This window comes from Isoptericola sp. NPDC056618, from assembly GCF_042792715.1.
Lineage (GTDB): Bacteria > Actinomycetota > Actinomycetes > Actinomycetales > Cellulomonadaceae > Isoptericola > Isoptericola nanjingensis.
Window position 1 is genome coordinate 65,247 of the sequence record NZ_JBHTVZ010000020.1, and the last position, 25,516, is coordinate 90,762.

Sequence of the window (25,516 nt, forward strand, 5' to 3'; positions counted from 1 at the left end):
CCGCCCTCACGGACGGCGTCGGGCGTCAGGCGCGCTCGCGCAGCGTCGCCAGCGCGATCCCCGCCGCGACGAGGACCGCGGCGAAGCCGATCGCGGACGTCACGACGACGCCGCTGCCGAACGCCGCGTGCGCGGAGTTCAGGAGGGCCTGCGCCTGGCCGGCCGGCAGGTCGGCCGCCACGCTCGTCGCGCCACCGAGCGTTTCCGCCGCGGACGCCGCGTCCGTGGCGGTCACGCCCGACGGCACGACGACGTTCGCGTGGTACGACCCGGTGAGGATCCCGCCGAGGACGGCGGTGCCCAGCACCGCGCCGACCTCGTACGCGGTCTCGGAGATCGCCGAGGCCGCGCCCGCCTTGGCCGCGGGGACCGTCGAGACGATGAGGTCGTTCGACACGGTCTCGGCCGAGCCGACCCCGATCGCCAGCACGACGAACGCGAGCCCGAGCCAGCCGGCCTCCCCGCGCCCGGCGACGAGCGCGGTGACGAGGTAGCCGACCGCGGACAGGGCCAGCCCGGCGGCGACGACGTGCGAGGGCCGCACGTGACGCACGACCTTCACCACGGCCAGCCCGGCGACGACCATCGCGACGGTGCCCGGCAGGAGCACGAGGCCCGCCTGGACCGGCGAGAGCCCGATGACGAGCTGCAGGTCCTGCGACACGAAGAACAGGAAGCCGACCAGCGAGAACACCGACAGCAGGTTGACCAGCACGCTGCCGGTGAAGGCGGGCACGGCGAACAGCCGCACGTCGAGCATCGGGTTCCTGCGGCGCAGCTGGCGTCGCACGAAGAGCACGCCCATGAGCAGCCCGACGGCGATCGCGGCGATCCCCAGCGAGGGCAGCGCGCCCTTGGCGAGCGTCTTGATGCCGAACACCACCGGGGTCATCGCGGCCATGACCAGGACGATCGACACCGGGTCGATCGGGCCCGGCGCGGGGTCGCGCGACTCCGGCACGAAGACCGGCGCGAGCACGAGCAGCAGGGCGAGCACCGGCACCGCGAGGAGGAACACGGAGCCCCACCAGAAGTGCTCGAGCAGCAGCCCGCCGACGATCGGCCCCACGGCCGAGCCCGCGGCGAAGCCCGCGGCCCAGATCGCGATGGCGAGGCGGCGCTCGTCGCGATCGGTGAACACGTTGCGCAGCAGCGAGAGCGTGGACGGCATGAGCATCGCGCCGAAGAAGCCGAGGCCGGCGCGGGCGGCGATCAGGGCGCCCGCCGTCGGCGCGAAGGCCGCCACCGCGGACACGACGGCGAAGCCGACGGCCCCGATCAGGAGCAGGCGGCGACGTCCGACGCGGTCCGCGACGGAACCCATCGGCACGAGGAGCCCCGCGAGCACGAGCGGGTACACGTCGACGATCCACAGCAGCTGCGTGCCGCCGGGGGCCAGGGCCTCCGAGATCTGCGGCAGGGCGAAGCTGAGGACCGTGTTGTCGATCGAGACGAGCAGCACCGGCAGCATCAGCACGGCGAGGGCCGCCCAGCGGCGCCCGGCCCCGGCGGGGCGCGCGGGGGCGAGGCGGCTCGCGTCCGTGGCTGAGGAGATGGGGTGCGTCGTCACCTGGGTCTGAGCCATGTCTGAACCTGAGGTGCCTTTCACACGCTGCGGACGGCCGGGGCGACATGGTGATGCCGAACTTCCGCACCGTCCAGCCGGTACAGTAACACCTCGCCACTAGGCTGTCGACATGCCTCCCGCCCCCGCCGCCCGAGCCAAGGTCCTGCGCGCGTTCGCCGAGCTCCTCGTCGAGTCCGGGGAGCGCGCCGCCACGCTGGACGCGGTGGCCGAGAGGGCCGGCGTGTCCAAGGGCGGCCTGCTCTACCACTTCCCCTCCAAGGACGCCCTCGTCGAGGGGCTGCTCGACCACCTGGCCGTCCTCACCGCCGCCGACGTCGACGCCATGCGCACCGCCCCCGAGGGCGCGACCGACTACCTGCTGCGCACGTCGACCGTCATCGGCGGCGAGTTCGAGGTCGTCTACCTCGCCGCCTCGCGCGTCGCGCAGGGCGCCTCCCCGCGCGCCCGCGCCGTCCTCGACGACGCGCAGACCGCCTGGACGGCCGCCGTCCGGGACGAGCTGGGCGACCCCGTCCTCGCGCGCGCCGTCTCCCTCATGGGCGAGGGCCTCTACACCCTCGCCTCCGTCGGCGCGACGGGTCCGGACGACCGCGAGATCGACGAGCTGCTGACGCTCGTGCGCGAGATCGCCACCTTCCGCGCCCCCGCCGGGGGCGACCCGGCGTGACCCGGCGACTCAGCCCGTCTTGCGCTCCGCCGCCTTCTTCGCGGGCGCCTTCTTGGCCGGGGCCTTCTTCGCGGGCGCCTTCTTCGCCGCCGGCTTCTTCGCCGGAGCCTTCTTGGCCGGGGCCTTCTTCGCGGGCGCCTTCTTCGCGGGCGCCTTCTCCTCGGCCTCGCCCTTCGACCCGCCCTTCGAGCCCGAGACGCTCCGGCGCAGCGCCTCCATGAGGTCGATGACGTCGGCGTCCTCCTTCTCGGGCTGCTCGCCGAACGTCTCGGACGTGTCGAGCGCGTCGCCCTGCTCGATCTTGGCGTCGATGAGCTGGCGCAGCTGCACCTGGTACTCGTCCTCGTACTCCTCGGGCGCGAAGTCGGCCTCGTAGCTCGCCACGAGCTGGCCGGACATCGCCAGCTCCTTGTCGGACACCGTCACGGACCCGTCCAGCGAGGGGAACGCGGCCTCGCGCACCTCGTCCGCCCACAGCAGGGTCTGCATGACCAGCACCTCGTCGCGCACGCGCATCGCCGCCAGCCGGGTGCGCTGGCGCAACGCGAACTTCACGATCGCCGTGCGGTCCGTCTCCTCCAGCGTGCGGCGCAGCAGCACGTACGCCTTGGGGCTCTTGGAGTCGGGCTCGAGGTAGTAGGTGCGGTCGAGCATGATCGGGTCGATCTGGTCGCTCGGCACGAACTCGACGACCTCGATCTCCCGGTTCGCCTCCGCCGGCAGCGCCGCGAAGTCGTCCTTGGTGAGCACCACCGTGCGCTCGCCGTCGTCGTAGGCGCGGTCGATGTGCTGGTACGGCACCTCCTCCCCGTCCAGCTCGCACACGCGCCGGTAGCGGATGCGCCCGCCGTCCTCGTCGTGCACCTGGTGCAGCGGCACGTCGTGGTCCTCGGTCGCGCTGTACAGCTTGACCGGCACGTTGACGAGGCCGAACGTCACGGCGCCCTTCCAGATCGCCCTCATATGACCATCGTCACGCGACCTGCGGACACGCGCCAGGGCACAACGCCCCGGGCCCGGTGCCGCCCCTCCCCTCGTGACCGCGCGCCGCCCGGCATAGCGTGGCGAGGTGGACGGCTCGGCACGCACCCGAGACCCGGATCGACGGGGATCGACACGACGGGATCGACTCGACGCGGATCGACGAGGAATCGAGGACTGACCATGTTCCGGAGACGCCCAGGACGGGCGGCGGCCCTCGCGCTCGCCGCCGCGGCGCTGGTCGCCGTCACGGCGGCACCCGCGACCGTCGCCGCACCCGCGACCCCGCCGCACCACCGCACGCTGCCGGACCGGGTCGAGCTGCCCGACGGGTTCCTCCCCGAGGGCATCGCCACCGGCCTCGGCCCGTGGGCCTGGTTCGGGTCCCGCGCCGACGGCGACATCTACCGCGCGAACCTCGTGACGGGAGAGGGCGAGGTCGTGAGCGAGGGGCCGGGCACGCCGTCGGTCGGCCTCAAGGTCGACCGGCGCGGCCGCCTCTTCGTCGCGGGCGGGCCGTCGGGCTCCGCGCGCGTCGTCGACGCCCGCTCGGGCGAGGTCCTGGCCGACTACGCGCTCACCACCGCGGCCAGCTTCGTCAACGACGTCGTGCTCACCCGCGACGCCGCGTGGTTCACCGACTCGCAGCAGGCGGTGCTGTACCGGCTGCCGCTCGGCCGGCACGGCTCGCTGCCCGAGTCCGCCGAGACCGTGCCGCTCTCCGGTGCGTGGGAGCAGGTCGAGGGGTTCAACGCCAACGGCATCGCCGCCACGCCCGACGGCCGCGGGCTGCTCGTGGTGAACTCGACGACCGGTGCCCTCCACCGCGTCGACCCCGCCACGGGCGAGACGACGGTCGTGGACCTCGCGTCGCGGGACGGCGACGCCTCGCTCACGAACGGCGACGGGATGCTGCTGGTGGGCCGCACCCTGTACGTCGTGCGCAACCAGCTGAACCTCGTGGCCGTGGTCCGCCTGGACCGCAGCGGGACGCGTGGCACGGTGACCGGCGAGCTCACGGACGAGGGATTCGACGTCCCGACCACGGTGGCCGCCTTCGCGGGCGGGCTGTACCTACCGAACGCCCGGTTCACGACGCCGCAGGAGCCGACGACCGAGTTCTGGGTGACGCGCGTCGAGCCCCGTCAGCATCACGGACGCTGAGCGCCCGCGCCGAGCCTTGTCCCCTCGGTGGTCCGGCGGCATCCTGTCCCCATGACGACAGACGGCCTCTCCTCCGGGCTCCCCGAGCCTGCGGCGGCCCGGGCCGACGTCGCACGGCTCCTCGGCGCCGGGCTCGGGGTCCTGGCCCCGTTCACGTGCCTGACGGTCCTCGGCTCGTGGTCCCTCGCCGTCGGACTGGTGGCCCTGGCGGTCGGCCGCGTCGTGATCGGGCGACGGACGACCGCCGGCAGCCCGCTGCGCGCGGGAACGACCTGGATGCTCGTCTGCTGGGCCGGGGTCGCGGTGGTCCTGATGGCGCTCTTCCTCGCGATCCCGCTCGACCCGGGGAGCGACTGAGCGGCCGTCAGCCGACCAGGCCGAGGACCCCGACGACACCGACGAGCAGGGCGAGCAGCATCGAGACGCCCACCAGCACGGCGTGCACGGTGAAGAACCGCGTGGGCCGGCCGGCGGCGTCACGGGCGCGGGGGTCCTTGGTCACGCGGCGCCAGAACGAGGGCCACACGGCCAGGTTCCACAGGGCGGCGACGAGCAGGACGACGGACCAGACGACGGGGATCTCCACGGCGTCGAGTATCGGGCACCGCCCGGCCGGCGACGAAACCCTCAGGCCAGCAGGCCGCCCTGCAGCGCGAGGAGCACCGCCCGGGTGCGGTCCTTCGCGCCGAGCTTGAGCAGCACGTTCGACACGTGGTTCTTCACGGTGCCCTCCGCCAGGTACAGGGCGTCCGCGATCTCGCGGTTCGACCACCCCTGCGCCATGAGGCGCAGCACCTCCCGCTCGCGCCCGGTGAGCTCCGCCGGGACGACGTCGGCCGGCGCCGGCCCCGAGCGGACCGCCCGCAGCAGGCGAGCCGTCACCGCGGGCTGCACCAGGGTCTCGCCCGCGGCCAGGGTCCGCACCGCGTCGGCGAGCTGCTCCAGCGTCACGTCCTTGAGCAGGTAGCCGCGCGCCCCCGCCTGGAGCGCACGCAGCACCAGCGCGTCGTCGTCGAACGTCGTCAGGACGAGGACGGCGACCTCCAGCCCCTCGTCGCGCAGCGTCTCCAGCGCCCAGATCCCGTCGCGGCCGGGCATCCGCAGGTCGAGCAGCAGCACGTCGGGCTCGTGCTGCCGCACCGCGTCGACCGCCGTCGCGCCGTCGTCCGCCTCCGCCACCACGTCGATGCCGCCCGCGATCTCCAGCAGGCTGCGGATGCCGTGCCGCACCAGCGTCTGGTCGTCGGCGAGCGCGAGGCGCACGCGGCGCCGCGTCCCGTCGGACGCCGGGTCCGCCGTCACGACGCCGCCCGCGCGGCGAGGCGCGCCCGCACCGTGAACCCCGCCGACGCGTCGAACGTCGCGCCGCCGCCCAGGGCCTCGGCCCGCTCGACGATGCCCGCGAGCCCGTGCCCGATCCGGACCGGCTCCGAGCCGAGGCCGTCGTCGCGGGCGACCAGGGTGAGCGCGCCCTCCTCGTCCGCCGCGACCTCGATCCGCAGCACCGTCGCCATCTCCGCGTGCCGCACGGCGTTGGTCACGACCTCCTGGGTGACGCGGACCAGGGCCGCCGTCTGCTCCTCGTCCGCGACGACGTCCTCGGCGACGTGCACCTCCACCCGCGGCGACGGGACGGCGGCCGCGACGGCGTCCAGGGCGTCGCGCAGGTCGGGCGCGCGACGGCGCAGCTCGCCCACGGTGGCGCGGACGTCGCCGAGCAGCTCGCGCGCCACGGTGCGGGCGCGCTCCACGTGCGCCGCCCCGCGCTCGCCCGGCAGGTGGGCGGCCGACTCCAGCTCCAGGGTGAGCACGGTGAGCTGGTGCCCGATGAGGTCGTGCAGCTCGCGGGAGATGCGCAGGCGCTCGGACGCTCGGGTCGCCTCCTCGCCCAGCACCATCGCCGCGGCCAGCTCCGCGTGGGCGACGGTCAGCTCGGTGCGCATCCGTTGCTCGCGCTGCAGCGCCACGCTCACCGCCGCGCTGGCCACCTGGAGCAGGAGGTAGAGGCCGAGCGAGAGCACGACCTCGAAGGGCCGCGCGTCCCCCGGGGCGAGCAGAAAGGCGACGAGCAGGGCCAGCGTGTTCGCCACGATCACGGCGACGACCACGCGCGTCGGACCGACGTACGTGCTCAGCGCGGCACCGAAGACCAGCAGGATGGGCAGCCAGCCGATCCCGGGCACCGTGATCACGAGGGCCGCGGTCAGCAGCGCCTGGGCCGCGAGACCGGCGTAGGCGGCGCGGGTGCGGGGCGGCCGCAGGACGACGACGACCGTCGCGGCGAGCCAGGCGAGCGCCAGCAGCACCCAGACGGCGAGCGGCACGAGCATCCGGTCCGGCTCCGCCGCGAAGGGCACGGGCACGACGACCGCCAGGCAGACGACGAGGATCGTCAGCCCGGACGTCTCCTCGGGTCCCAGCCGGCGCATGGTACCCACGCTATCCGGCGAGCCCAGACGACGAGGAGTGCCGGAAGTCATGGGCGCAGGTCGTGACCGGCGGCACGCGCGACGGCGCCGGACGCGTCTGTAGCGTCGCCGCCATGACCGCACTCGTGGCGCAGCACCTGCGCAAGACCTACCGCACCCGGGGCCGCGGCCGCCCGCCGGTGGTCGCGCTCGACGACGTGAGCCTGTCCGTGGGACCGGGCGAGGTGGCCGGCGTGCTCGGCCGCAACGGCGCCGGCAAGTCCACCACCGTGGAGCTCCTGGCCGGCGCTCGGTCCCCGGACTCCGGGCGGGTGCGGGTGCTCGGGCTCGACCCGCGCGCGGACCGCGGCCGGGTGCGCGGCGTGCTCGGCGTCCAGCTGCAGGGCGCGTACCTCCACGGCGCGCTGACGGTCCTCGAGCTCGTGCGCCTGTACCGGTCCTTCTACCCGCGCGGCCTGGACCCCGACCTGCTCGTCGAGCGCGTCGGCCTGGGCGCCTCGCGCGACGTCCGCTTCGAGAAGCTGTCGGGCGGGCAGCAGCAGCGGGTCTCGGTCGCGCTGGCCCTCGTGGGCGCGCCGCGGGCCGTCATCCTCGACGAGCTCACCACCGGCCTGGACCCCGAGGCGCGGCGCAGCATGTGGTCGCTGGTCGAGGACCTGCGGGCCGACGGCGTCACCGTCCTGCTCGTCAGCCACCTCATGGAGGAGGTGGAGCGGCTCTGCGACCACGTGACGATCCTCGACGCCGGCCGTGTCGTCGCGCGCGGCACCGCCGCCGAGCTGATCGACCTGGCCGGCCTGCGGCCCACCGTCACCCTGCGCACCGACGACCCCGGCGCCGCCGACCTCCTGACCCGGCTGCCCGTCGTCGAGCAGGTCGACGCGACCGGCCCGCGGCTCGTCGTCGCCGGCGCCGCGGCGGCGGGGACGACGGCGGCGGACGACCCGTCCCGCGGCGACCTGCTGCACGCGGTGGGCGCAGCGCTCGCCGCCGCGGGCGTGGTCGCGACCGAGACGCAGCTGCGCCGTCCCACCCTCGACGACGCGTTCCTCGCCCTCACCGGAAGCCCCCTGGAGGCATCATGACCACCGCCCGCCATCCCACCACCCCCCGCGTGCTGGAGCTGCCCGAGCCGGGCGCTCCCCCGCGCCCGGTGCGGCCCGGGGCGGTGGCGTGGCTCGCGCTCACGGTCGCCGAGGCCCGGATGGTGGCCCGCGACACGGCCGGGCTCGTGATCCCGCTCGGGATGCCGTTGCTCATCCTCGTGATGAACGGGCTGGCGCCGGGCCTGGACCAGGTCGTCCCCGGGACGGGCGGGCGCACGGCGCTGGACGTCTACGTGATCCCGCTGACGCTGACGATGGTGGTCGCGACGGTCGGCGTGATCAACATGCCGAGCTTCCTCGCCTACTACCGCCGCTCCGGGATCCTCAAGCGCCTCGGCGTCACCCCCGCGTCCCCGGTGATGGTGCTCGGCGCGCAGGCCTTCGTCGGGGTCGTGCAGATCCTGCTGGGCATCGCCATCGCCCTCGGCGTCGCGTTCGTGTGGCTGGGAGCCTCGCCGCCGGCCGACCCGTGGGTGGCGGCGGGCGTGCTGGCGCTGGCGATCGCCGCGATGTACGCGGTCGGGATGTTCGTGGCCGCCGTCGCGCCGACGCCGGGTTCCGCGGTGGCGATCGGCCTCGTCGCGTTCTTCGGCCTCGCGGCGCTCGGCGGGATGTTCGGGTCGCGGGAGAACCTGCCCGACGCGCTCGCCACGCTGGGCGGCTGGCTCCCCTTCGGCGCCTCCGTCGACGCGCTCGGCGCGGCGTGGGCCGGCGTCGCGGTGCCCGCGCCGGCCCTCGTGGGCCTGGGCGCGAGCACCGTCGTCGCGGGGGGCGCGGCGGCCGCGTGGTTCCGCTGGGAGTGAGCCGTCAGAGGCCGACAGCGTCCAGCTTCGCCGTGAGCTCGGCGTCGGTGGGCTCGACGAAGAACTCGCCGTCGGGGAAGACGACGACGGGGATGTTCTTGCGGCCGCTGATCGACTCGGCGTCGTCGGCCCGCGTGGGGTCGGCGACGAGGTCCACGTTCACGTACTCCACGCCGCGGGAGTCGAGCACGCGCTTGGCGCGGCGGCAGTCGCCGCACCACGTGGCCCCGTACATCGTGAGGGTCGCGGGGCGGCGGAGGTCGGTCGTGGTGTCGTCGGTCATGCGCAGCACCATACCCCCACGGGGTTAGTGCGCGGAGAACCCGCCGTCCACGAACAGTGACTGTCCCGTCACATAGGCGGACCCCGGGCCGGCGAGGAAGACCGCGGCGCCGGCGAAGTCGTCGGGCAGCCCGTTGCGGCCCACCATCGTGCGGGCCGCGAGCGCCTCGACCCGCGCCGGGTCGGACTGCAGCCGGGCGTTCAGCGGCGTGAGGACGAAGCCGGGCACCAGCGTGTTGGCGGTGACGCCGCGGGACGACCAGGCCTCGGCCTGCGAGCGGGCCAGCGACTCCAGGCCGCCCTTGGACACCCCGTAGACGCCGGACTGCACGAACGCGCGGTGCGCCTGCTGGGACGACACGTGGATCAGCCGGCCGTACCCGCGCTCCGCCATGCCGGGACCGAACCGCTGTCCGAGCAGGTACGGCGCCTCGAGGTTGACCGCCATGGTGGCGTCCCAGGTCGCGTCGTCCGTCTCGCCCAGCGGCGGCCGCAGGTTGATCCCCGCCGAGCTCACCACGACGTCGGGCTCGCCGTACACGGCGGCGACCTCCTCGGCCGCGGCCCGCACGCCGGACCGCGAGCTCAGGTCGGCGCTGACGCGGTCGGCGGTGCAGCCGTCCGCGCGCAGCTCCGCGACCGTGTCGTCCAGCTCCGCCGCCCGGCGCGCCACGACGACGACCCGGGCGCCCGCCCGGGCGAGCGCCCCCGCGATCGCGCGGCCGATGCCGGAGCTGCCGCCGGTCACCAGCGCGACCCGGCCGTCGAGGGAGAACAGGGAGGAGAGGTACGTGTCGCTCACGCCGAGAACCCTGCCACGCGCGCGCCGTCGCTGTGACAGGCGCTCGTGGCGCGCACCCGGTGGACGGCTCGGACGGCCGGCTGCGGCAGCGTGGGCCTCGCCGCGCACGGGCACCAGGTCACGTTGCCGATAGCCTCGGGCGATGGTCAGCGACGAGGTCCGGGTCGTGGTGCGCAAGTACGACGGCAGCCTGCACTGGCACTACCCGATGATGATGCTGGGCGAGGACGAGTGGGGCGTGTGGCTCGGCGCCAGGGCCGGGACGGTCTACCGCAGGGGCGAGCCGGGCCAGGAGACCGCCGTCGTGGCGGTCGGGGACGACCGGGTGATGCTCGTCCCCCGAGATGCGTGGTGGACGGCCGAGTTCCAGGCGGCCCCGGCCCACCTCGACGCGTACTGCGACGTCGCCACCCCCTCCACGTGGAGCGGTGCGGGCGAGGTGACCATGGTCGACCTGGACCTCGACGTGTGCCGCGTCCGCGACGACATGTCGGTCTTCGTGGACGACGAGGACGAGTTCGCCGTCCACCAGGTGCGGTACGGCTACCCGGCCGACGTCGTCCGGCGGGCGGAAGCGGCGGCCGCGTGGCTGACCACCGCCCTGCGCGACGGCATCGAGCCTTTCGGCAGCCGCTACCGGCACTGGCTCGACCGGCTCGCCGCGACGAAGCAGACGTCGGGCAGTTTGTCCGCGCAGTGATGAGCCGGATCAGTCCGCGCGGGTGGGTTCCGAGTCGTCCCGCGAGAACGCCGAGGACCTCCCCCTCGCCGTCCAGGTCCGCGGCGACACACACGCACCACCCCACGCCACCGTCCGGTACATCGAACTTGACCAGGGCGAGCATGCCGCGCGGCGTCGTTCCGGGGGCAGGCCGGGAATCCTCAGCCTTCCGAGGACCTCGGGCACCGGAGCTCTGATCGCTCCGCCCGGTGACCTGCTCGTCAGTCACGTGCACGGCGGGGCACACGGCGCACACGCCGCGTGGTGATTCCGTCAGTACTCCTCCGTGGTTCGGGCGCGGGTGGGCTAGATTCGCCGCCGCGCGAGCCCAACCATGAGTGCACCTGCCGCTAGGAGAATGGCGGTCAGGACCGCCGCCGGGCCTACGTCGGCACCGGTCCGCGGTAGTTCGCTCGGGGATGTCGGTGTGGTGGGCGGCTGCGCGTCAGTCGCCGGCGGGACCATCGGGGCGGCGACGCTGGGGCTGGGCGACGGACTGGGCGACGGGCTCGGCGACGGGCTCGGCGACGGGCTCGGCGACGGGCTCGGCGACGGGCTCGGCGACGGGCTCGGCGACGGTGCGATGACCGGGACGCTCTCGCTGACGGGAGGCGAGATGGCCCCGCCGTCGTCGCCGGACGCGGTCGCGGTGTTCACCACCTCGCCGGCGTCGACGTCGTCGGCGGTGACGACGTATTCACCGCGACAGGTCGTCGTGTTCGCCGGGGCGTCGCCGACGGCGCCAAGAGCCGTCGCCTCGCAGACGACGTCGGGGATGCGGTCGTCGAGCACCTCGAGATCGGTGACAGGCGCCAGCCCGGAGTTGGTGACGCCATAGGTGTAGGCGATCGTGTCGCCGAGCTGGTACGGACCCGGGTCGTCGGCCACCTTCGTGAGGGTGAGGATCGGTGACGGGTCCACGGACTCCAGGACGACGTTGCGAATGAGGTGCACGTCCGTGAACAGCCCGGTAGAGGCAGAGAATCCGAACTTGTACGTCTCCGGGACCGGCTGGGGTGCCGGAATGTCGAGCACCTGCTGAAGATCGCCGTCCGGGCCCGCGATCGACACCGTCACGCGCGGGTCGGGTGCTGGGCTGACGACCACCTCGACGGTTCGCTTGTCCGGTTCCAGGAGCGCGGCGGCTTCGGCCGCGCTGATCGCGTCGGGCATCGACGCGGTATCCCCCTGGAGCGTGACGGGGAGGGTAGAGGGCCAGGACGTCGCCGCCGGGTCATCGAGGTTCTCGGCAGTGGAGGTCAGGAAGCAGTACCCCTGCGTCGTATCGCCGGGCTCCGCCGGCCCCCGCACAGTGATCTTCTCCGGCTCAGGTATGCGAAACCCCGTCCCAGCCGGAGACTGCTGCCCGTCCGGGCATCCGAGTCCACGGTCCTCCCAGTCTCCGAAGTAGTTGCCGAGGACGTCCAACCCGATCCCCAGGTAACCGCCCTCGACCCCTGGGATGATCTCGTTCGCCGGATCTCCGTCCGGCCGCTTCTGCGCGTACCCCAGGCTGCCCCCGAACGCCCCCGGGGCCACGAGCTCTGCGTCGCCGTTGACCAGGAAGAACGCGATGCCGTCGGCCGGCGCAGGGTCCGCCGTCGTCGTGCCGTACTGCCACTGCTCGAACCGCACGACCAGGCCCTGCTCTGCGGGGATCGGAGTGTCGAACAGCACGGCGCCGGACTGGTCGTTCGACGCGTCCGTGAGCTGGAGGTACCCGTCGGGAGCCCCCTCGAGTGGCGGCGAGTTCACGGTCCGCTCGGGATCGCAGCCGCCGAGTGGGTGCGCGCCGGCGGTGGGATCACCCGGAGCCGCACCGGTCAGGCAGGCGGATCCATAGGCGGAGAACAGCGAGTCTGCCGTGGCGCCCGTGAAGGTCTCGTCGACGAAAATCGCACCCTGGGCTGCCGCGACACCCGCCCCGGCACCGACTGCGAGCAAGCAGGTCGCCACGGCGGAACCGGCTACCGGTCCCTTCGGCCGCCGTTTGCGCGCGGTGCCAGCCGCTGACTCGACCATGGACGCCAGGTTCGCACCTGCACCTCGTCTCCGCCACAGATTCGCTCGTCGACGTGTGATCGACATGTCATTCCGTCCGGGACGACGACGTGCAGCCGGTAGGGAGCCTCCGGAGGCGCGCACATCCCGCCCTCGCGCGACGATGTCCGCATGGCCCGCACGTCGTCGAGCAAGCCGCAGACCGTCACGGTCGGCGACCGCCGCCTGCAGCTGACGAACCTGGACAAGGTCTACTACCCCGCCACGGGGACGACCAAGGGCGAGGTGCTGCAGTACCTCGCCCAGGTGGCGCCGGCGCTGCTGCGGCACGCCTCGTACCGGCCGGCGACACGCAAGCGCTGGCCGGACGGCGTCGCCGGGCAGATGTTCTTCCAGAAGAACCTGGACGCGTCGACGCCGTCGTGGGTGCCGCGGCGCTCGATCAAGCACCGCACGTCGACCAACGACTACGTGCTGGTCAACGACCTGGCCACCCTGACCTGGCTCGGGCAGACCGCCACCCTCGAGATCCACGTGCCGCAGTGGCGGTTCGGCCGCACGGGCACGCCGATGCCCCCGGACCGCCTGGTCCTCGACCTCGACCCGGGGCCGGGCGCGGGCCTGGCCGAGTGCGCCGAGGTCGCGCGGCTGGCGCGCGACGTCCTGCGCGGCATGGACCTCGACCCCCTGCCCGTGACCAGCGGGTCCAAGGGCCTCCACCTGTACGCCGCGCTCACCGGGCACGACGACTCCCTGACCGCGGACGCCGTCTCCGCCGTCGCGCACGAGCTCGCGCGGCACCTGGAGTCGGAGCACCCGGACCTCGTCGTCAGCGACATGAAGAAGTCGCTGCGCGCGGGCAAGGTGCTCGTCGACTGGTCGCAGAACAACGGCGCCAAGACGACCATCGCGCCGTACTCGCTGCGCGGGCGCGACGAGCCCACCGTCGCCGCGCCGCGCACCTGGGACGAGCTCGACGACCCGGACCTGCGCCACCTCACCTTCGCCGAGGTGGTCGAGCGGCTGGAACGCGACGGCGACCTGCTGGAGCCCCTGGCGGCCGGGCACCTGGCGCAGCTCGAGCCGACGCCGGAACGCATGGCGACGTTCGAGCGCACCCCGGCCGAGCGGCTCGAGACCTACCGCGCCAAGCGCGACCCGGAGAAGACTCCGGAGCCCTTCGGCCCCGACGCCCCGGACGCCCGCGACGGCGCCCCGACCTTCGTCATCCAGGAGCACCACGCCCGCCGCCTGCACTGGGACTTCCGGCTGGAGCACGAGGGCGTCCTCGTGAGCTGGGCGCTGCCCAAGGGCGAGCCCACCGACCCGAAGCAGAACCACCTGGCCGTGCAGACCGAGGACCACCCGCTCGAGTACGGGTCGTTCGAGGGCACCATCCCCGCGGGCGAGTACGGCGGCGGGGAGGTGACGATCTGGGATGCCGGCACCTACGACCTGGAGAAGTGGCGCGAGGACGAGGTGATCGCCGTCCTGCACAGCGAGCGCCGGGGCTCCCGCCGGCTCGCCCTCATCCGCACCGGCGGGCGGGGCGGCGACGACCAGAACTCGTGGCTGATCCACCGCACCAAGACGCAGCCCGGCGACGAGGACGCCGGGGCCGAGGCGCGCGACGACGACACCCGTCCGAGCCCGCCGGCGGCCCGGCCGCGCGCGGCCGCCGACGACGCGCCGGCCGAGACGCCGCGCCCGATGCTCGCGACGACCGCGCCGCCGGGCGAGCTGGCCCGGCTCGACCCGGACGACTGGGCGTTCGAGGTGAAGTGGGACGGCTTCCGCGCCGTCGTGGAGGTGCTCCCCGGCGCGGACGGCGACGACGAGCGCACGGTGCGCCTCACGTCCCGCTCCGGCCAGGACCTCACGGTGACGTTCCCGGAGCTGCAGCAGGTCGCGGAGATGGTGTCCGACGAGGACCTCCCGCTGGCGCTGGACGGCGAGATCGTCGCCCTCGACGCGGACGGGCGCCCGTCGTTCCGCCGCCTGCAGCAGCGGGCCAACCTCTCCCGGCCGCGCGACGTCGAGAAGGCCCGCCGCGCGGTCGGCGTCGACCTGGTGCTGTTCGACGCGCTCGTCGTCGGCGGGCGCGCGGCGACCGACCGGCCGTACGCCGAGCGCCGCGCGGAGCTGGCGCGGGTCGTGACGCCGCGGCGTCCGGTGCACGTGCCGGACGCCCTGGACGGCACGCTCGACGAGGCGCTGGAGACGAGCCGGCTCATGCGGCTGGAGGGGGTGGTGGCCAAGCGGCGCCGGTCGCCGTACACGCCGGGCCACCGCTCGCGCGACTGGCTCAAGATCAAGCACGCCCGCACCCAGGAGGTGGTCGTCGTCGGCTGGCGCCCCCTGCATGCGGGGACGGGGCGGGAGGACGCCCGGGTCGCCGGGTCGCTGCTGCTGGCGGTGCCGGACGACGGCGGGGTGCTGCGCTACGTCGGCAAGGTCGGCACGGGCTTCAAGGAGGCGGAGCGGCGGGAGGTCGTGCGGCGCCTGCGGCCCGTGGACGACGCGCCGCTCGACGGCGTGCCCCGCACCGAGGCGGTGCACGCGCGGTGGGCCGCGCCCGAGCGCGTGGCCGAGGTGAGCTACGGGGACTGGACGAGCGATCCCGCCGACCTGGGGGCGCACGCTCCCGACGGGGGCGGCGGCGCGGACGACGAAGGACCGCGGCTGCGGCACTCGGTGTGGCGCGGGTGGCGCGACGACAAGCGCCCGGACGACGTCGGCGTCGAGGGCTGAGCCGTCAGCGCACCGTCTGCCCGCGCAGCGCGTGCGCGACGGCGGCCGCCCGCGACTCGACGCCGAGCTTGGCGTACACGTGCGCGAGGTGGGTCTTCACGGTCGCCTCGGAGATGAACAGCCGCCGCCCGAGCTCCCGGTTGCTCAGCCCCTGGGCGAGCAGCGTGAGCAGCTCCGCCTCCCGCGGGGTGAGCGCGCTGCCGGGGTTCTGCGCCTGCTGCATGAGCCGGGACGCGACCGGCGGGGACAGCACGCTGCGCCCGACGACGGCGCCCCGCACGGCGGAGAAGATCTCGGCGGGCGGGGCGTCCTTGAGGACGTAGCCGATGGCGCCCGCGTCGACGACGCGCACGACGTCGGCGTCGGTGTCGTAGGCGCTGAACACGAGGACGGGCAGGTCGGGGTGGGCGGCACGGATGCGGCGGGTGGCGGCGACGCCGTCCTCCTCCGCGCCCAGCTCGAGGTCCATGACGACGAGCGCGGGCGCGAGGCGCCCCACGGCGTCGAGGGCCTCGTCGGCGGTGCCCGCCTCCCCGACCACGCTGATGTCCGGCTGCGAGTCGAGCAGGGCGCGCAGCCCGGCGCGCACCACGTGGTGGTCGTCCACGAGCAGCACGGTGATCGGGTCGCTCATGCGTCCTCCTGGTCGTCCGGCCCGGCCGTCCCGGCGTCGGCGGCGACGGGCAGCTGCACCCCGACGACGGTCCCCTCGCCCGGCGAGCTCTCCACCGTGATCGTGCCACCGAGCTGCTCCACCCGCTGCCGCATGGCCCGCCGCCCCAAACCCGCCCTGCCGTCCGGGAGCGCCCGCGCCGACGGTCCGCGCCGCGACCTGCTCGACGTCGAAGCCGCGGCCGTCGTCGAACACGTCGAGCGCGACGGCGTCGGGCAGGTAGGTCAGGGTGAGGCCGAGCCGCGCGGGGCCGGCGTGCCGGTCCACGTTCGCCACGGCGCTCTGGGCGATGCGCGCGAGGGCGTGCGCCGTCTCCGCGCCGACCCGCACCGGCTCGCCCACCACGGTGAGCTCGGCGTCCGGGACGTGGCGACGCGCCGCCGTCCGGATCGCGGCCTCGACGTCGGCAGGGGCCACGCCGCCCGCCGCCGGGGACGGGTCCACGAGATCGTGCACGAGGTCGCGTGTCTGCCCGAGGCTGGCGCGCACGGCGACGGCGGCCTGCCGGGCGTCGTCGCGCGCGGCGCCGGGGTCGGCGTCCCAGCGCTGGTCGGCGGCCTCGAGCCGCAGCACCGCGGAGGACAGGGACTGGGCCACGGTGTCGTGGATCTCGCGCGCCACGCGCTCGCGCTCGGCCAGGACGGCGACCTCGCGCTGCAGCCGGACCCGCTCCCCCGCCTGCCGCACGATCGCGTCGTACGCGAGGCTGAGCAGCACCGCCACCACGAGCGGCGCGACGGCGGCCGCCCAGTCGCTGCGCCCCGACAGGCCGAAGAGCGCGACGCCCGTCACCACGGCGACGGCGCCCACCAGGACGTGCGCGGCGGGCACGGGCACGAGCGTGCGGCAGACGAAGAACAGCGGGATCGCCGACCAGGCGAAGCTCGGCGCCACCAGCACGAGGGCGCCCCACGCCAGGAGCAGGACGCCCAGGACCAGGTCGACCGCGACGCGGCGGGCCGCCGGTCCGGTCTGCCGCGCGAGCACCACCAGCGCCGCGTACGCGGCGGCGACCACCGCGACGAGCACGACGACCAGCCACCACCGGCCGTCGAGGCCGTGGTTGGTGAGGTAGCGCGCGGCGGACGTCGCGACGAGCGCGGCGAACGCGAGGTGCACGCCGCGGGTGAGGGATCCGGGCACGACACGCACGCTAACCGGGCGGGGTCGATCCGCACCTCATCCGTTCGGATGAGCCGACGCGCCCCGGACGCCCGATGCGCCGGCGCGGCGCGTCCGACGAGCCTGGGCGCATGACCTCGCCCCCGGCCTCGCGCCCGGCGCGGACTGCGTCAGGCCCGGCGCTCCTGGGCCGCGGCCCGGCTCGTGCCGAGGTGCGCGCTGGCCAGGCGGGCGGCGGCCTCGCCGTCCCTGTCCCGGACCGCGTCGAGGAGCTCGCGGTGCTCGTCGGCGATCGCCTGCAGGTCGAGGTGCTGCCCGAGCAGCCAGCGCACCCGGCTGGCGATCACGAGGTGCAGCTCGAGGAGCACCGGGTTCCCGGCGGCCTCGACGACGCGCTCGTGGAAGTCGGCGCCGGCGCGCCGGGCCGTGGGGCCGTCGCCCGCGCGGGCGGCGGCGTCCTCCCGCTGCCACGCCTCGGTGAGCGCCTCGAGCTGCTCCGGCGACCGGCGCGTCGCCGCGAGCCGGAAGTGCAGGGGGTCCGTCGCCTCGCGCACCTCGTGCAGGTGGTCCACGTCGGCGTCGCTGAACTCGCGGACCACCGCCCAGGTGCGCGGGCGCGGGGTGACGAGCCCTTCCGCGACGAGCGTCCGCAGCGCGTCCCGCACGGGGATGCGGCTCACGCCCAGCTCGGCGGCCAGGTCGCGCTCGACCAGGCGGCTCCCGGGCTCCCGGGAGCCGTCCACGATCTGCTCGCGGACGACGCGCGCCACCCGGACGGACTCGGGCTCGAAGGGGGCCGAGAGCTCGGAGGACATGCGCACATCTTGCCAGCCGGCCGGAGGGGAATATGGCATACCATCTCACCGTGACTCCCGCCCGCCGCACGCGCCGCCCGGCCCGTGCCGCGGGAGCGGTCGCCGTCGCCGGAGCCCTGCTCGCCCTCGGCGCCTGCGCGGCTCCACCGCAGCCCGCGGGCACCAGGACGCCGAGTCAGACCCCGAGCCCGAGCACGTCGGCCACGCGGACGCCGTCTCCCGATCGCGCGCCCGCCCAGCTGCTGCTCGCCACGCAGGCCGAGCGCGACACGCTCGCAGTGGTCGACCCGGCCGACCGGCGAGGCTCCGCCGTCGTCGACGAGATCACCGTGGGCACCGCGCCGTGGGGCGTCGCCGTGGACGAGGACTCCCGGCGCGCGTACGTCTCGACCGCCGAGGGCGTCGCCGTCGTGGACCTCGACGCCCGGGAGCGCACGGACCTCTTCGCGTACGAGCACGCGACGAGCCGTCGCGCGTTCGGCGAGTACCGGCGCGGCGGCCTCGGCCTGGCCGTCTCCCCCGACGGCGAGCGGGTGCACGTCGCCGTGAGCACGGGCGACGCGGCGTTCCTCGAGACGCTCGACGCCGACACCGGCGAGGTCGTGTCCGCCGTGCCGGTGGGGCTGCGGCCCTTCGACGTCCTCGTGAGCGACGACGGCGACGAGGTCTACACGATCGACCACGACGGGTTCACCGTCACGGTCGTGGACCCGGAGCGTGGGCGAGCCCGCCCGATCGAGGTGGCGCCGTTCGGGCGCGAGGGCGGGCTCGCGTCGTTCGAGAAGCCGCACTACGCCGTCCTCGACGACGACGGCGACCTGCTGCTGCCCTACCAGGGCCGCGTGCTGGCCCGCGTCGACCCCGGCACCGGCGAGGTCACGACCACCGACCTGACCGCCGACTCCCACCAGCACGGCGTGGCCCGCGCCGGCGACGGCACCCTCGTCGTCGCCGGCAACGGCCCGTTCGGCAACGCCGGGTCGGGCCCGAGCATCGAGGTGGTCGGCCCGGACGGTACCGACGTCGTCCTGCCCACCGACCGCCGGCACGAGACCGTCGCGGTGTGGCACGGGCCCGACGGGGAGGCCTACGGCGTCCTCGCCGGCGGCTACACCCAGCAGGAGGCCTGGGACGGCGCCACCGTCGTCCCGCTCGACGCGGCGCTCGACGGCGCCGGCGAGAGCTACGAGATCACCATCCCCGGACGGCCGCAGGCGGTCGTCCCCTTCGAGGAGGAAGTCCGATGACCAGCTCCCCCACCACCGTCACCGTGCTGCGCGACGTGCGGCCCTGGGGCGGCGAGCGCTCCGACCTGCACGTGGCCGACGGCGTCATCATCGCCGTCGTGCCGCACGACGCCGCTGCGTCGGCCGCCGGCGAGACGGACGGAGAGGTCGACGGGGAGGTCGACGGGCGCGGGCTGCTCGCCCTGCCCGGGCTGGTCAACGCGCACGCGCACGTGGACAAGTCGTGGTGGGGCAAGCCGTGGGTGAGCTACGGCGGCGAGCCGGGCGTCCAGGCGCGCATCGCGCACGAGCGCGCGCACCGCGACGAGCTCGGCATCCCCGGCGTGGACGTCACGCTGGCGGTGCTGCGCGAGTCGGTCCGCACGGGCACGACGGCGGTGCGCACGCACGTGGACGTCGACCTCGGCGTGGGCCTGCGCGGCATCGAGGTGGTCCGCGAGGCCGTCGCCGCCCTCGGCGGCGCCGTGCACGCCGAGATCGTGGCGTTCCCGCAGGACGGCGTGCTGCGCCGCCCCGGCGTCCTGGAGCTGCTGGACCGGGCGGCGGCCGCGGGCGCCGAGCACGTCGGCGGCCTGGACCCGGCGTCGATCGACCGCGACCCGGTCGGTCAGCTCGACGGGCTGTTCGAGATCGCGGAACGGCGCGGCGTCGGCATCGACGTGCACCTGCACGACGGCGGCGAGCTGGGCGCCTTCCAGATCGAGCTGATGGTCGACCGCACCCTGCGGGCCGGGCTCCAGGGCAGGGTCAACGTGGCGCACGGCTTCGCGGTCGGCCAGCTGTCCGCCGCCCGCCAGGCCGACCTGGTCGCGGCGATGGGCGAGGCCGGCATCACCATGACCACCGTGGCGCCGATCGGCGCCGCTCCCCTGCCGCTGCTCGCGCTGCTGACCGGCGAGGTCGTCGGCGGTCGCCACGACGACACCGTACGCGTCGGCGACCGTCGCGAGCGCTGCCCGGTGGAGCTGTTCCGCGGGCACCGGTCCGACGGCGCTGGCGAGCGGCCGGGTGGCGCACGCCTCCGCGACCACGGTCGGCCGGTTGCCCCGCAGCGCCGCCCCCTGGGACGTGAACGCGACGCACATGTGCGTCATGAAGCCCACCACCACGACGTCGGCGTGGCCGGCCGCGTCCACCAGGTCGCCGAGATCGGTGCCCCGGAACGAGTCCGGGGCGGTCTTCGTCACCACGGCCTCGCCCGGCGCGGGCGCGACGCTCGGGTGGATCTGGCCCAGGTCGGTGGCCAGGTCGTAGGGCGAGCCGGCGCCGCCGTCGTGCTGCACGTGGATCACCGTGGCGCCCGCCGCGCGGGCGCGGGCCAGCAGGTCCGCGGCGGCGTCGAGGGCCGGCGCCCAGCCGTCCAGCTCCATGACGCCGCGCGTGTAGGTGTTCTGGTAGTCGACGAGGATCACGGTCGCCTCGGCGAGGTCCGCAGGGGTCGGGTCGGCGCCGCCGAGCTCGCGCAGGGTGGTGCTGGTCATGGGTGTCCTTCCGCAGGAGGTCGAGGGGTCGGGCGCCGAGGGTGCGGCGCGCTCCCACGCTACGAACCGGCGTACCGTGTCGGCAATGTCATGCAACCCGCAGATTCGGACATCGTCATGATCGAACGGCTCGTCGTGGTCACCCTCTTCGACGGGGTCGACCTGCTCGACGTCACCGGGCCGGCCGAGGTCTTCGCGCTGCTGGCGCGGGAGCTGGACGGTCCGACCGGCTACGAGGTGGTGCTCGCCGCAGAGACCGCCGACCCGGTGACCACGTCGGCGGGCGTCCGCGTGCTCCCGGACGCGACGTTCGACGACCTGGCCGGCCGGCGGGTCGACACGCTGGTCGTGCCGGGCGCCGTCCACCTCGACGCCGAGCGGCGCGTCCGCGCCGTCGTGGACCCCGCGCTCGTGCCGCGCGTGCAGGCGCTCGCCGACGGGGCACGCCGGGTGGCGTCGGTCTGCGTCGGGGCGCACGTGCTCGCCGAGGCGGGGCTGCTGGAGGGCCGCCGCGTCACGACCCACTGGTCCACCGCGCGGCAGCTCGCCGACGACCACCCCGGCGTCCGGGTCGACGCCGACCCGATCTTCGTGCGCGACGGCGACGTGTGGACCGGCGCCGGGCTCACGGCGTGCCTCGACCTGACGCTGGCGCTCGTCGCCGACGACCACGGCCAGGAGCTCGCGCTGCGCGTGGCCCGGCAGCTCGTGATGTTCCTCAAGCGGCCGGGCGGGCAGAGCCAGTTCTCGGTCTCGACCGACCCCCGTGCGACCACCCGGCGCGTGGACGACCTGCGTCACCACGTGCTGCAGAACGTCGCCGCCCCGCTGACGGTGGCGGAGCTCGCCGAGCAGGCGCACGTCAGCGAGCGGCAGCTCACCCGGCTGTTCAGGACCGAGCTGGGCACCACGCCGGCGGCCTACGTCGAGTCGGTCCGCGTCGAGGCGGCGCGGCAGCGGCTCGAGACCACGGACGACACCCTGGAACGCGTGGCGACCGCCTGCGGCTTCGGCTCGACCGACACCCTGACCCGGGCGTTCCGGCGTCGTCTCGACACCACGCCCGCGCAGTACCGGGCCCGGTTCCGCCTCGCGGGCTGACGGCTCGCACGGCTGCCGCGACCGCCGTCAGCGCCACCGCTCGAGCAGGCGGGCGACCGTCTTCGCGGCGCGGTCGAGCACGCCGTCCGCGCCGGACGAGGCCGCGGTGAGCAGGGCGGCGTCGACGAGGTGCGCCACGAGGTCGACGTCGCGCGGGTCCGCGCACGCCTCCTCGAACCCGGAGGCGTCCAGCACCGTGCGGGCGGCGCCGAGCAGCCGGGGCCGCGAGCGCCGCATGATCGGCTGCAGCGCGGGGTCGCGCATCGCGGTCATCATCGGGTCGAGCCGGCGGGTCACGACGGAGTCGTCGACGTGCGGGGCGTAGAGGACCTCGATCAGGAGCCGCGCCGTCGTCGCCGGGGACCGGCGCCTGTGCGGCAGCGCCCCGGCCGCGGCGAGCGCGGACGTGCCGCGCAGCTCCTCCGCGGCCTCGACGGCGGCCGCCACGAGCGCGGCGCTGCTCGGGAAGTAGTAGGACGCCGACCCCTGCGGCAGACCCGCCGCCTCGGCGACCCGGCGGTGCGTGACGGCGTCGAACCCCTCGTCGATGAGCAGCGTCGCCGCGGCCTCGACCATCCGGCGCTGCTTGTCCGCGCCGCGCCCCTGGACCATGCGGCGCCGCCGCGGCCGGTCGTCCTCCGTCACGCCGCCCATCGTAGGCGCGGTGCCGCGACTGCGCCGGGAATAACCTATACGCACGTATGGTTTAGCCGATCGACAGACCGCCGCCGGGCGGCGCGAACCGAGGAGATGAACGAGCTGTGAACCTGATGGCCGCGGAGGGCCTCGTGATCGACTGGGCGCAGATGCCCACCTACAACACCGTGATGTCCGTCGCCGTGGGCGCCGGCCTGATCCTGCTCGTGTGGCTGGGGCGCGACCTGATCCGCGCGCCGCGGAAGGTCGTGACGGAGGGCTGGGCGCTCGCGTTCGGCGTGCTCGGCCTGATCCTCACCGCCACCGGCCTGCACATGACGCTCACGTGGCCCCTCGCCGCGGGCGGCTTCCCCTTCGACAACATCATCTTCGGTGAGACCAGCCTCGCGTTCGGCGTGCTGCTGCTCGCCGCCGCCTTCTACCTGTGGACGCGCGGCAAGGAGGCGCTGGCCCGCGAGGACGCCACCGACCACCTGCGCGCCGTCGCCCGCCCGGTCTCCGTCTTCGTGCTCGGGATGGGCCTCGGCCTGGTCGCCATCGCGATCGCCGGCGTCACCTACCAGCTCTTCGCCGCCCCGCCCGAGGAGCCGATCTCGGGCGCCTTCGCCGCGTACCCGCTCGTCGAGGCGATCTTCATGTCGGGCCTCATCGCCCTCGTCGGGCTCGGCGCGATCCTCTTCCCCCTGGCCCTGCGCGACGGCGCCGGTCGCGGCCTGCGCGTGGTCATCGGCTGGGCCTGGGGCCTGGCCGGCCTCGCGTTCCTGCTGTTCGGCGCGATGAACTTCTTCACCCACATCGGGCTCATCGTCAACACCATGGGCTGACGTCCTCGCCCACGCCAGGGCCGGCACGGGCCGGGTCGCGGGAAGTCTCGCGGCCCGGCCTCTGTTGTGCCGGGCATGCGAGCCATCACCTACTCCCGCTTCGGCGGCGCCGACGTCCTCGAGCTCACCGACCAGCCCGACCCGCGCCCCGGGGCGGACGTCGTCGTCGTGCGCGTGCACGCCGCGTCCGTGAACCCCGTCGACTGGAAGGTCCGCCAGGGCTACCTGGACGGCCTGTTCGACACGCAGTTCCCCGTCGTCCCCGGCTGGGACGTCGCGGGCGTCGTGGAGCAGGTGGGCCTCGACACCCCCGAGTACGAGGTCGGCGACGAGGTCTACGGGTACGTCCGCAAGGACTGGGTGCACGGCGGCACGTTCGCCGAGCTCGTCGCCGCGCCGGTGCGGACGCTCGCGCGCAAGCCCGCGTCGCTGAGCTTCGAGGAGGCGGCCGCGGTGCCGCTCGCGGGGCTCACGGCCTACCAGACCATCCTGCGGTCCGGGGTGCGGGAGGGCCAGACCGTGCTGGTGCACGCGGCCGCCGGCGGCGTCGGCTCCTTCGCCGTGCAGATCGCGCGCAGCCTCGGCGCCCGCGTGATCGGCACCGCGAGCGAGGCCAACCACGACTTCCTGCGCGGCCTCGGCGCCGAGCCCGTCGCCTACGGAGACAGGCTGGCCGACCGCGTCCGCGCCCTCGCCCCGGACGGCGTCGACGTCGCGCTCGACTACGTGGGCGGCGACGCCGTCGCGACCAGCGCCGCGCTGCTCGCGCCGGGCGGCACGGTCACGTCCATCACGGACGCGACGGCGCGCACGGAGCACGGCGGGCACTACGTGTGGGTGCGCCCGTCCAGCGCCGACCTGGAGGCCCTCGGCGCGCTGATCGACGCCGGCAAGGTCGCCGTGGAGGTGGGCCAGGTCTTCGACCTCGCCGACGCCGCCGACGCCCACCGCGCCAGCGAGAGCGGCCACGGGCGCGGCAAGATCGTGGTGCGCGTCTGACGGCGCCTCCCACCGCGCGTCCGACCATGCTCCCGACCGTGCTCCCGACCGTGGTGGTGCAGGTCCGGGCCGCACGCGGCACCCTGAGCACATGACACCCTTCGCCCCCGACGTGTACGCCGACCGCCGTCGCCGCGCCGCCGCCCAGGCGGCCGCCGCCGGCCTCGCCGGGGTGCTGGTGACTCCCGGCCCCGACCTGCGCTACTTCCTCGGCTACACCCCCGCCGCGGACACGGAGCGGCTCACGCTGCTCGCCATCCCCGCGTCCGACGACGGCGGGGGCGACGCCGTCGCCGTCGTGCCGAAGCTCGAGGCCCACGACCTCGAGGTCGGCGCTGTCGGCGGCATCGAGGCGGTCGCCTGGTCGGACGGCGAGGACGAGCACGAGGTCGCTGGCCGGCTCCTGCGCCGGGACGGCCGGTACGCGATCAGCGACGCGGCGTGGGCGCTGCACGTGCTGGGCCTGCAGCGCGCCCTGCCGGCGTCGTCGTACGCCGCCGTCACGAACGCCCTGCCGATGCTGCGCGCCGCCAAGTCGCCCGAGGAGGTGGCCCGGCTCGCCGCCGCGGGCGCCGGGGCGGACGCCGTGTTCGCCGAGATCGTCACGCGCCGGTTCGCCGGCCGCGCTGAGCGCGCGGTGTCCGACGACCTGGACGCCCTGCTGCGCTCCCACGGGCACGAGCAGGTCGACTTCACGCTCGTGTGCGCGGGCGAGAACGGCGCCGACCCGCACCACGAGGCCGGCGACCGGGTGATCCGCGAGGGCGACATGGTGGTCATGGACTTCGGCGGGCTCGCCGACGGCTACGGATCCGACACCACCCGCACGGTGCACGTCGGCGCGCCCACCGCGCGCGAGCAGGAGGTGCACGACGTCGTGCGCGCGGCGCAGCAGGCGGGCGTCGACGCCGTGCGTCCCGGCGCGACCTGCCAGGACGTCGACCGCGCCTCGCGCGCCGTCATCGCCGACGCCGGGTTCGGCGAGTTCTTCGTGCACCGCACGGGCCACGGCATCGGCCTGACGACGCACGAGCCGCCGTACATGGTGGAGGGCGAGGACACCCCGATCGAGGCCGGGATGTGCTTCTCCGTCGAGCCGGGGATCTACCTGCCGGGCGAGCTCGGCGTGCGCATCGAGGACATCGTCGTCGCGTTCCCCGCCGGGGTGTCCGGCCTGGCCGACACCCCCGATGCCGGCGTGCGGCTCAACACCTCGCCCCATGAGGTGGTCATCGTCGGGTAGCCCACGAACGGCCTTCCAGCAAGCGATCTCTCGCGCCATCCGGTCGGATGGCGCGAGAG

Annotated in this window: 25 protein-coding genes and 1 pseudogene; 12 read left to right on the forward strand and 14 right to left on the reverse strand. The window is 74.9% G+C overall.

The genetic code is table 11. The features are described 5' to 3' along the window. Positions 1-25: 25 nt before the first annotated feature. On the reverse strand, positions 26-1,585 hold the full coding sequence (locus tag ACFQ8T_RS18810; protein WP_430548003.1) for an MFS transporter: 1,560 nt from the start codon (positions 1,583-1,585) through the stop codon (positions 26-28). 112 nt (positions 1,586-1,697) lie between these two features. Here ACFQ8T_RS18810 and ACFQ8T_RS18815 point away from each other — a divergent pair, with 112 nt between their 5' ends. Beyond that, the gene (locus tag ACFQ8T_RS18815) at positions 1,698-2,255 is read left to right on the forward strand and encodes a TetR/AcrR family transcriptional regulator (protein WP_430548004.1); all 558 of its coding nucleotides are present in this window, start codon (positions 1,698-1,700) and stop codon (positions 2,253-2,255) included. A 9-nt stretch (positions 2,256-2,264) separates the two neighbouring features. On the opposite strand, the gene ACFQ8T_RS18820 is transcribed toward ACFQ8T_RS18815, so the two are convergent. Beyond that, positions 2,265-3,218, reverse strand: a complete 954-nt coding sequence (locus tag ACFQ8T_RS18820) for a Ku protein (RefSeq protein WP_430548005.1) — start codon at positions 3,216-3,218, stop codon at positions 2,265-2,267. Positions 3,219-3,419: 201 nt separating this feature from the next. Here ACFQ8T_RS18820 and ACFQ8T_RS18825 point away from each other — a divergent pair, with 201 nt between their 5' ends. Next, positions 3,420-4,400, forward strand: a complete 981-nt coding sequence (locus ACFQ8T_RS18825) for a hypothetical protein (protein ID WP_430548006.1) — start codon at positions 3,420-3,422, stop codon at positions 4,398-4,400. Positions 4,401-4,451: 51 nt separating this feature from the next. Then, positions 4,452-4,757, forward strand: coding sequence for a hypothetical protein (locus ACFQ8T_RS18830; RefSeq protein WP_430548007.1), 306 nt, complete (start codon positions 4,452-4,454; stop codon positions 4,755-4,757). 7 nt (positions 4,758-4,764) lie between these two features. Here the strand turns inward: ACFQ8T_RS18830 and ACFQ8T_RS18835 are convergent, their stop codons facing one another. The 3 genes from ACFQ8T_RS18835 to ACFQ8T_RS18845 are packed head-to-tail and all read right to left on the reverse strand — an operon-like array spanning position 4,765 to position 6,829. Continuing rightward, entirely contained in the window at positions 4,765-4,986 is a 222-nt protein-coding gene (locus ACFQ8T_RS18835) for an SCO4848 family membrane protein (protein ID WP_430548008.1), read from the reverse strand. Positions 4,987-5,027: 41 nt separating this feature from the next. Continuing rightward, the gene (locus ACFQ8T_RS18840) at positions 5,028-5,702 is read right to left on the reverse strand and encodes a response regulator (RefSeq protein WP_430548009.1); all 675 of its coding nucleotides are present in this window, start codon (positions 5,700-5,702) and stop codon (positions 5,028-5,030) included. Continuing rightward, positions 5,699-6,829: a sensor histidine kinase gene (locus tag ACFQ8T_RS18845; RefSeq protein WP_430548010.1), complete on the reverse strand. Its 1,131-nt coding sequence runs from the start codon at positions 6,827-6,829 to the stop codon at positions 5,699-5,701. The genes ACFQ8T_RS18840 and ACFQ8T_RS18845 overlap by 4 nt, the downstream gene beginning before the upstream one ends. Before the next feature lie 113 nt (positions 6,830-6,942). Between ACFQ8T_RS18845 and ACFQ8T_RS18850 the strand changes: the two genes are divergently transcribed. Both ACFQ8T_RS18850 and ACFQ8T_RS18855 read left to right on the forward strand, forming a co-directional pair. Continuing rightward, the gene (locus ACFQ8T_RS18850; RefSeq protein WP_430548011.1) at positions 6,943-7,914 is read left to right on the forward strand and encodes an ABC transporter ATP-binding protein; all 972 of its coding nucleotides are present in this window, start codon (positions 6,943-6,945) and stop codon (positions 7,912-7,914) included. After that, positions 7,911-8,738, forward strand: coding sequence for an ABC transporter permease (locus tag ACFQ8T_RS18855; RefSeq protein WP_430548012.1), 828 nt, complete (start codon positions 7,911-7,913; stop codon positions 8,736-8,738). Before ACFQ8T_RS18850 ends, ACFQ8T_RS18855 begins: the two co-directional genes overlap by 4 nt. A gap of 4 nt (positions 8,739-8,742) precedes the next feature. Here ACFQ8T_RS18855 and ACFQ8T_RS18860 read toward each other — a convergent pair whose 3' ends face one another. Together ACFQ8T_RS18860 and ACFQ8T_RS18865 are read right to left on the reverse strand one after the other, a co-directional pair. Further along, positions 8,743-9,021 (reverse strand): glutaredoxin family protein, encoded by a 279-nt coding sequence (locus ACFQ8T_RS18860; RefSeq protein ID WP_430548013.1) that lies wholly within the window; start codon positions 9,019-9,021, stop codon positions 8,743-8,745. 24 nt (positions 9,022-9,045) lie between these two features. After that, positions 9,046-9,822, reverse strand: coding sequence for an SDR family NAD(P)-dependent oxidoreductase (locus ACFQ8T_RS18865; protein ID WP_430548014.1), 777 nt, complete (start codon positions 9,820-9,822; stop codon positions 9,046-9,048). A 142-nt stretch (positions 9,823-9,964) separates the two neighbouring features. Between ACFQ8T_RS18865 and ACFQ8T_RS18870 the strand changes: the two genes are divergently transcribed. After that, positions 9,965-10,522: a DUF402 domain-containing protein gene (locus tag ACFQ8T_RS18870; protein ID WP_430548015.1), complete on the forward strand. Its 558-nt coding sequence runs from the start codon at positions 9,965-9,967 to the stop codon at positions 10,520-10,522. Positions 10,523-10,849: 327 nt separating this feature from the next. On the opposite strand, the gene ACFQ8T_RS18875 is transcribed toward ACFQ8T_RS18870, so the two are convergent. Beyond that, positions 10,850-12,565, reverse strand: a complete 1,716-nt coding sequence (locus ACFQ8T_RS18875; RefSeq protein ID WP_430548016.1) for a hypothetical protein — start codon at positions 12,563-12,565, stop codon at positions 10,850-10,852. Positions 12,566-12,715: 150 nt separating this feature from the next. Between ACFQ8T_RS18875 and ACFQ8T_RS18880 the strand changes: the two genes are divergently transcribed. Then, positions 12,716-15,295, forward strand: coding sequence for an ATP-dependent DNA ligase (locus ACFQ8T_RS18880; RefSeq protein WP_430548017.1), 2,580 nt, complete (start codon positions 12,716-12,718; stop codon positions 15,293-15,295). A 4-nt stretch (positions 15,296-15,299) separates the two neighbouring features. Here ACFQ8T_RS18880 and ACFQ8T_RS18885 read toward each other — a convergent pair whose 3' ends face one another. From ACFQ8T_RS18885 to ACFQ8T_RS18900, 4 genes and pseudogenes are all read right to left on the reverse strand, one after another. After that, positions 15,300-15,929 carry a response regulator gene (locus tag ACFQ8T_RS18885; RefSeq protein ID WP_430548027.1) on the reverse strand — a complete coding sequence of 210 codons (630 nt, stop codon included), beginning with the start codon at positions 15,927-15,929 and terminating at the stop codon, positions 15,300-15,302. Then, entirely contained in the window at positions 15,926-16,063 is a 138-nt protein-coding gene (locus ACFQ8T_RS18890; protein ID WP_430548028.1) for a hypothetical protein, read from the reverse strand. The genes ACFQ8T_RS18885 and ACFQ8T_RS18890 overlap by 4 nt, the downstream gene beginning before the upstream one ends. 358 nt (positions 16,064-16,421) lie before the next feature. Further along, positions 16,422-17,120 (reverse strand): annotated as a pseudogene (locus tag ACFQ8T_RS18895) (histidine kinase); the annotation flags it as partial. Between the two features lie 140 nt (positions 17,121-17,260). Next, a complete protein-coding gene (locus ACFQ8T_RS18900) occupies positions 17,261-17,905 on the reverse strand; it encodes a GntR family transcriptional regulator (RefSeq protein WP_430548018.1) in 645 nt (214 codons plus the stop codon). Positions 17,906-17,955: 50 nt separating this feature from the next. Between ACFQ8T_RS18900 and ACFQ8T_RS18905 the strand changes: the two genes are divergently transcribed. Beyond that, on the forward strand, positions 17,956-19,152 hold the full coding sequence (locus tag ACFQ8T_RS18905) for a hypothetical protein (protein WP_430548019.1): 1,197 nt from the start codon (positions 17,956-17,958) through the stop codon (positions 19,150-19,152). Here ACFQ8T_RS18905 and ACFQ8T_RS18910 read toward each other — a convergent pair. After that, positions 19,089-20,633: an isochorismatase family protein gene (locus tag ACFQ8T_RS18910; protein WP_430548020.1), complete on the reverse strand. Its 1,545-nt coding sequence runs from the start codon at positions 20,631-20,633 to the stop codon at positions 19,089-19,091. The genes ACFQ8T_RS18905 and ACFQ8T_RS18910 overlap by 64 nt on opposite strands. Before the next feature lie 117 nt (positions 20,634-20,750). On the opposite strand from ACFQ8T_RS18910, the gene ACFQ8T_RS18915 reads away from it, so the two are divergent. Next, complete coding sequence (locus ACFQ8T_RS18915; RefSeq protein ID WP_430548029.1) at positions 20,751-21,734, forward strand: GlxA family transcriptional regulator; 984 nt, start codon at positions 20,751-20,753, stop codon at positions 21,732-21,734. Positions 21,735-21,761: 27 nt separating this feature from the next. On the opposite strand, the gene ACFQ8T_RS18920 is transcribed toward ACFQ8T_RS18915, so the two are convergent. After that, a complete protein-coding gene (locus ACFQ8T_RS18920) occupies positions 21,762-22,379 on the reverse strand; it encodes a TetR/AcrR family transcriptional regulator (protein ID WP_430548021.1) in 618 nt (205 codons plus the stop codon). 125 nt (positions 22,380-22,504) lie between these two features. Between ACFQ8T_RS18920 and ACFQ8T_RS18925 the strand changes: the two genes are divergently transcribed. From ACFQ8T_RS18925 to ACFQ8T_RS18935, 3 genes are all read left to right on the forward strand, one after another. Beyond that, positions 22,505-23,215, forward strand: coding sequence for a DUF981 domain-containing protein (locus ACFQ8T_RS18925; protein WP_430548030.1), 711 nt, complete (start codon positions 22,505-22,507; stop codon positions 23,213-23,215). 75 nt (positions 23,216-23,290) lie between these two features. Continuing rightward, complete coding sequence (locus tag ACFQ8T_RS18930) at positions 23,291-24,214, forward strand: NADP-dependent oxidoreductase (RefSeq protein WP_430548022.1); 924 nt, start codon at positions 23,291-23,293, stop codon at positions 24,212-24,214. A 91-nt stretch (positions 24,215-24,305) separates the two neighbouring features. Further along, complete coding sequence (locus ACFQ8T_RS18935) at positions 24,306-25,457, forward strand: M24 family metallopeptidase (RefSeq protein ID WP_430548023.1); 1,152 nt, start codon at positions 24,306-24,308, stop codon at positions 25,455-25,457. Positions 25,458-25,516: the final 59 nt, after the last annotated feature.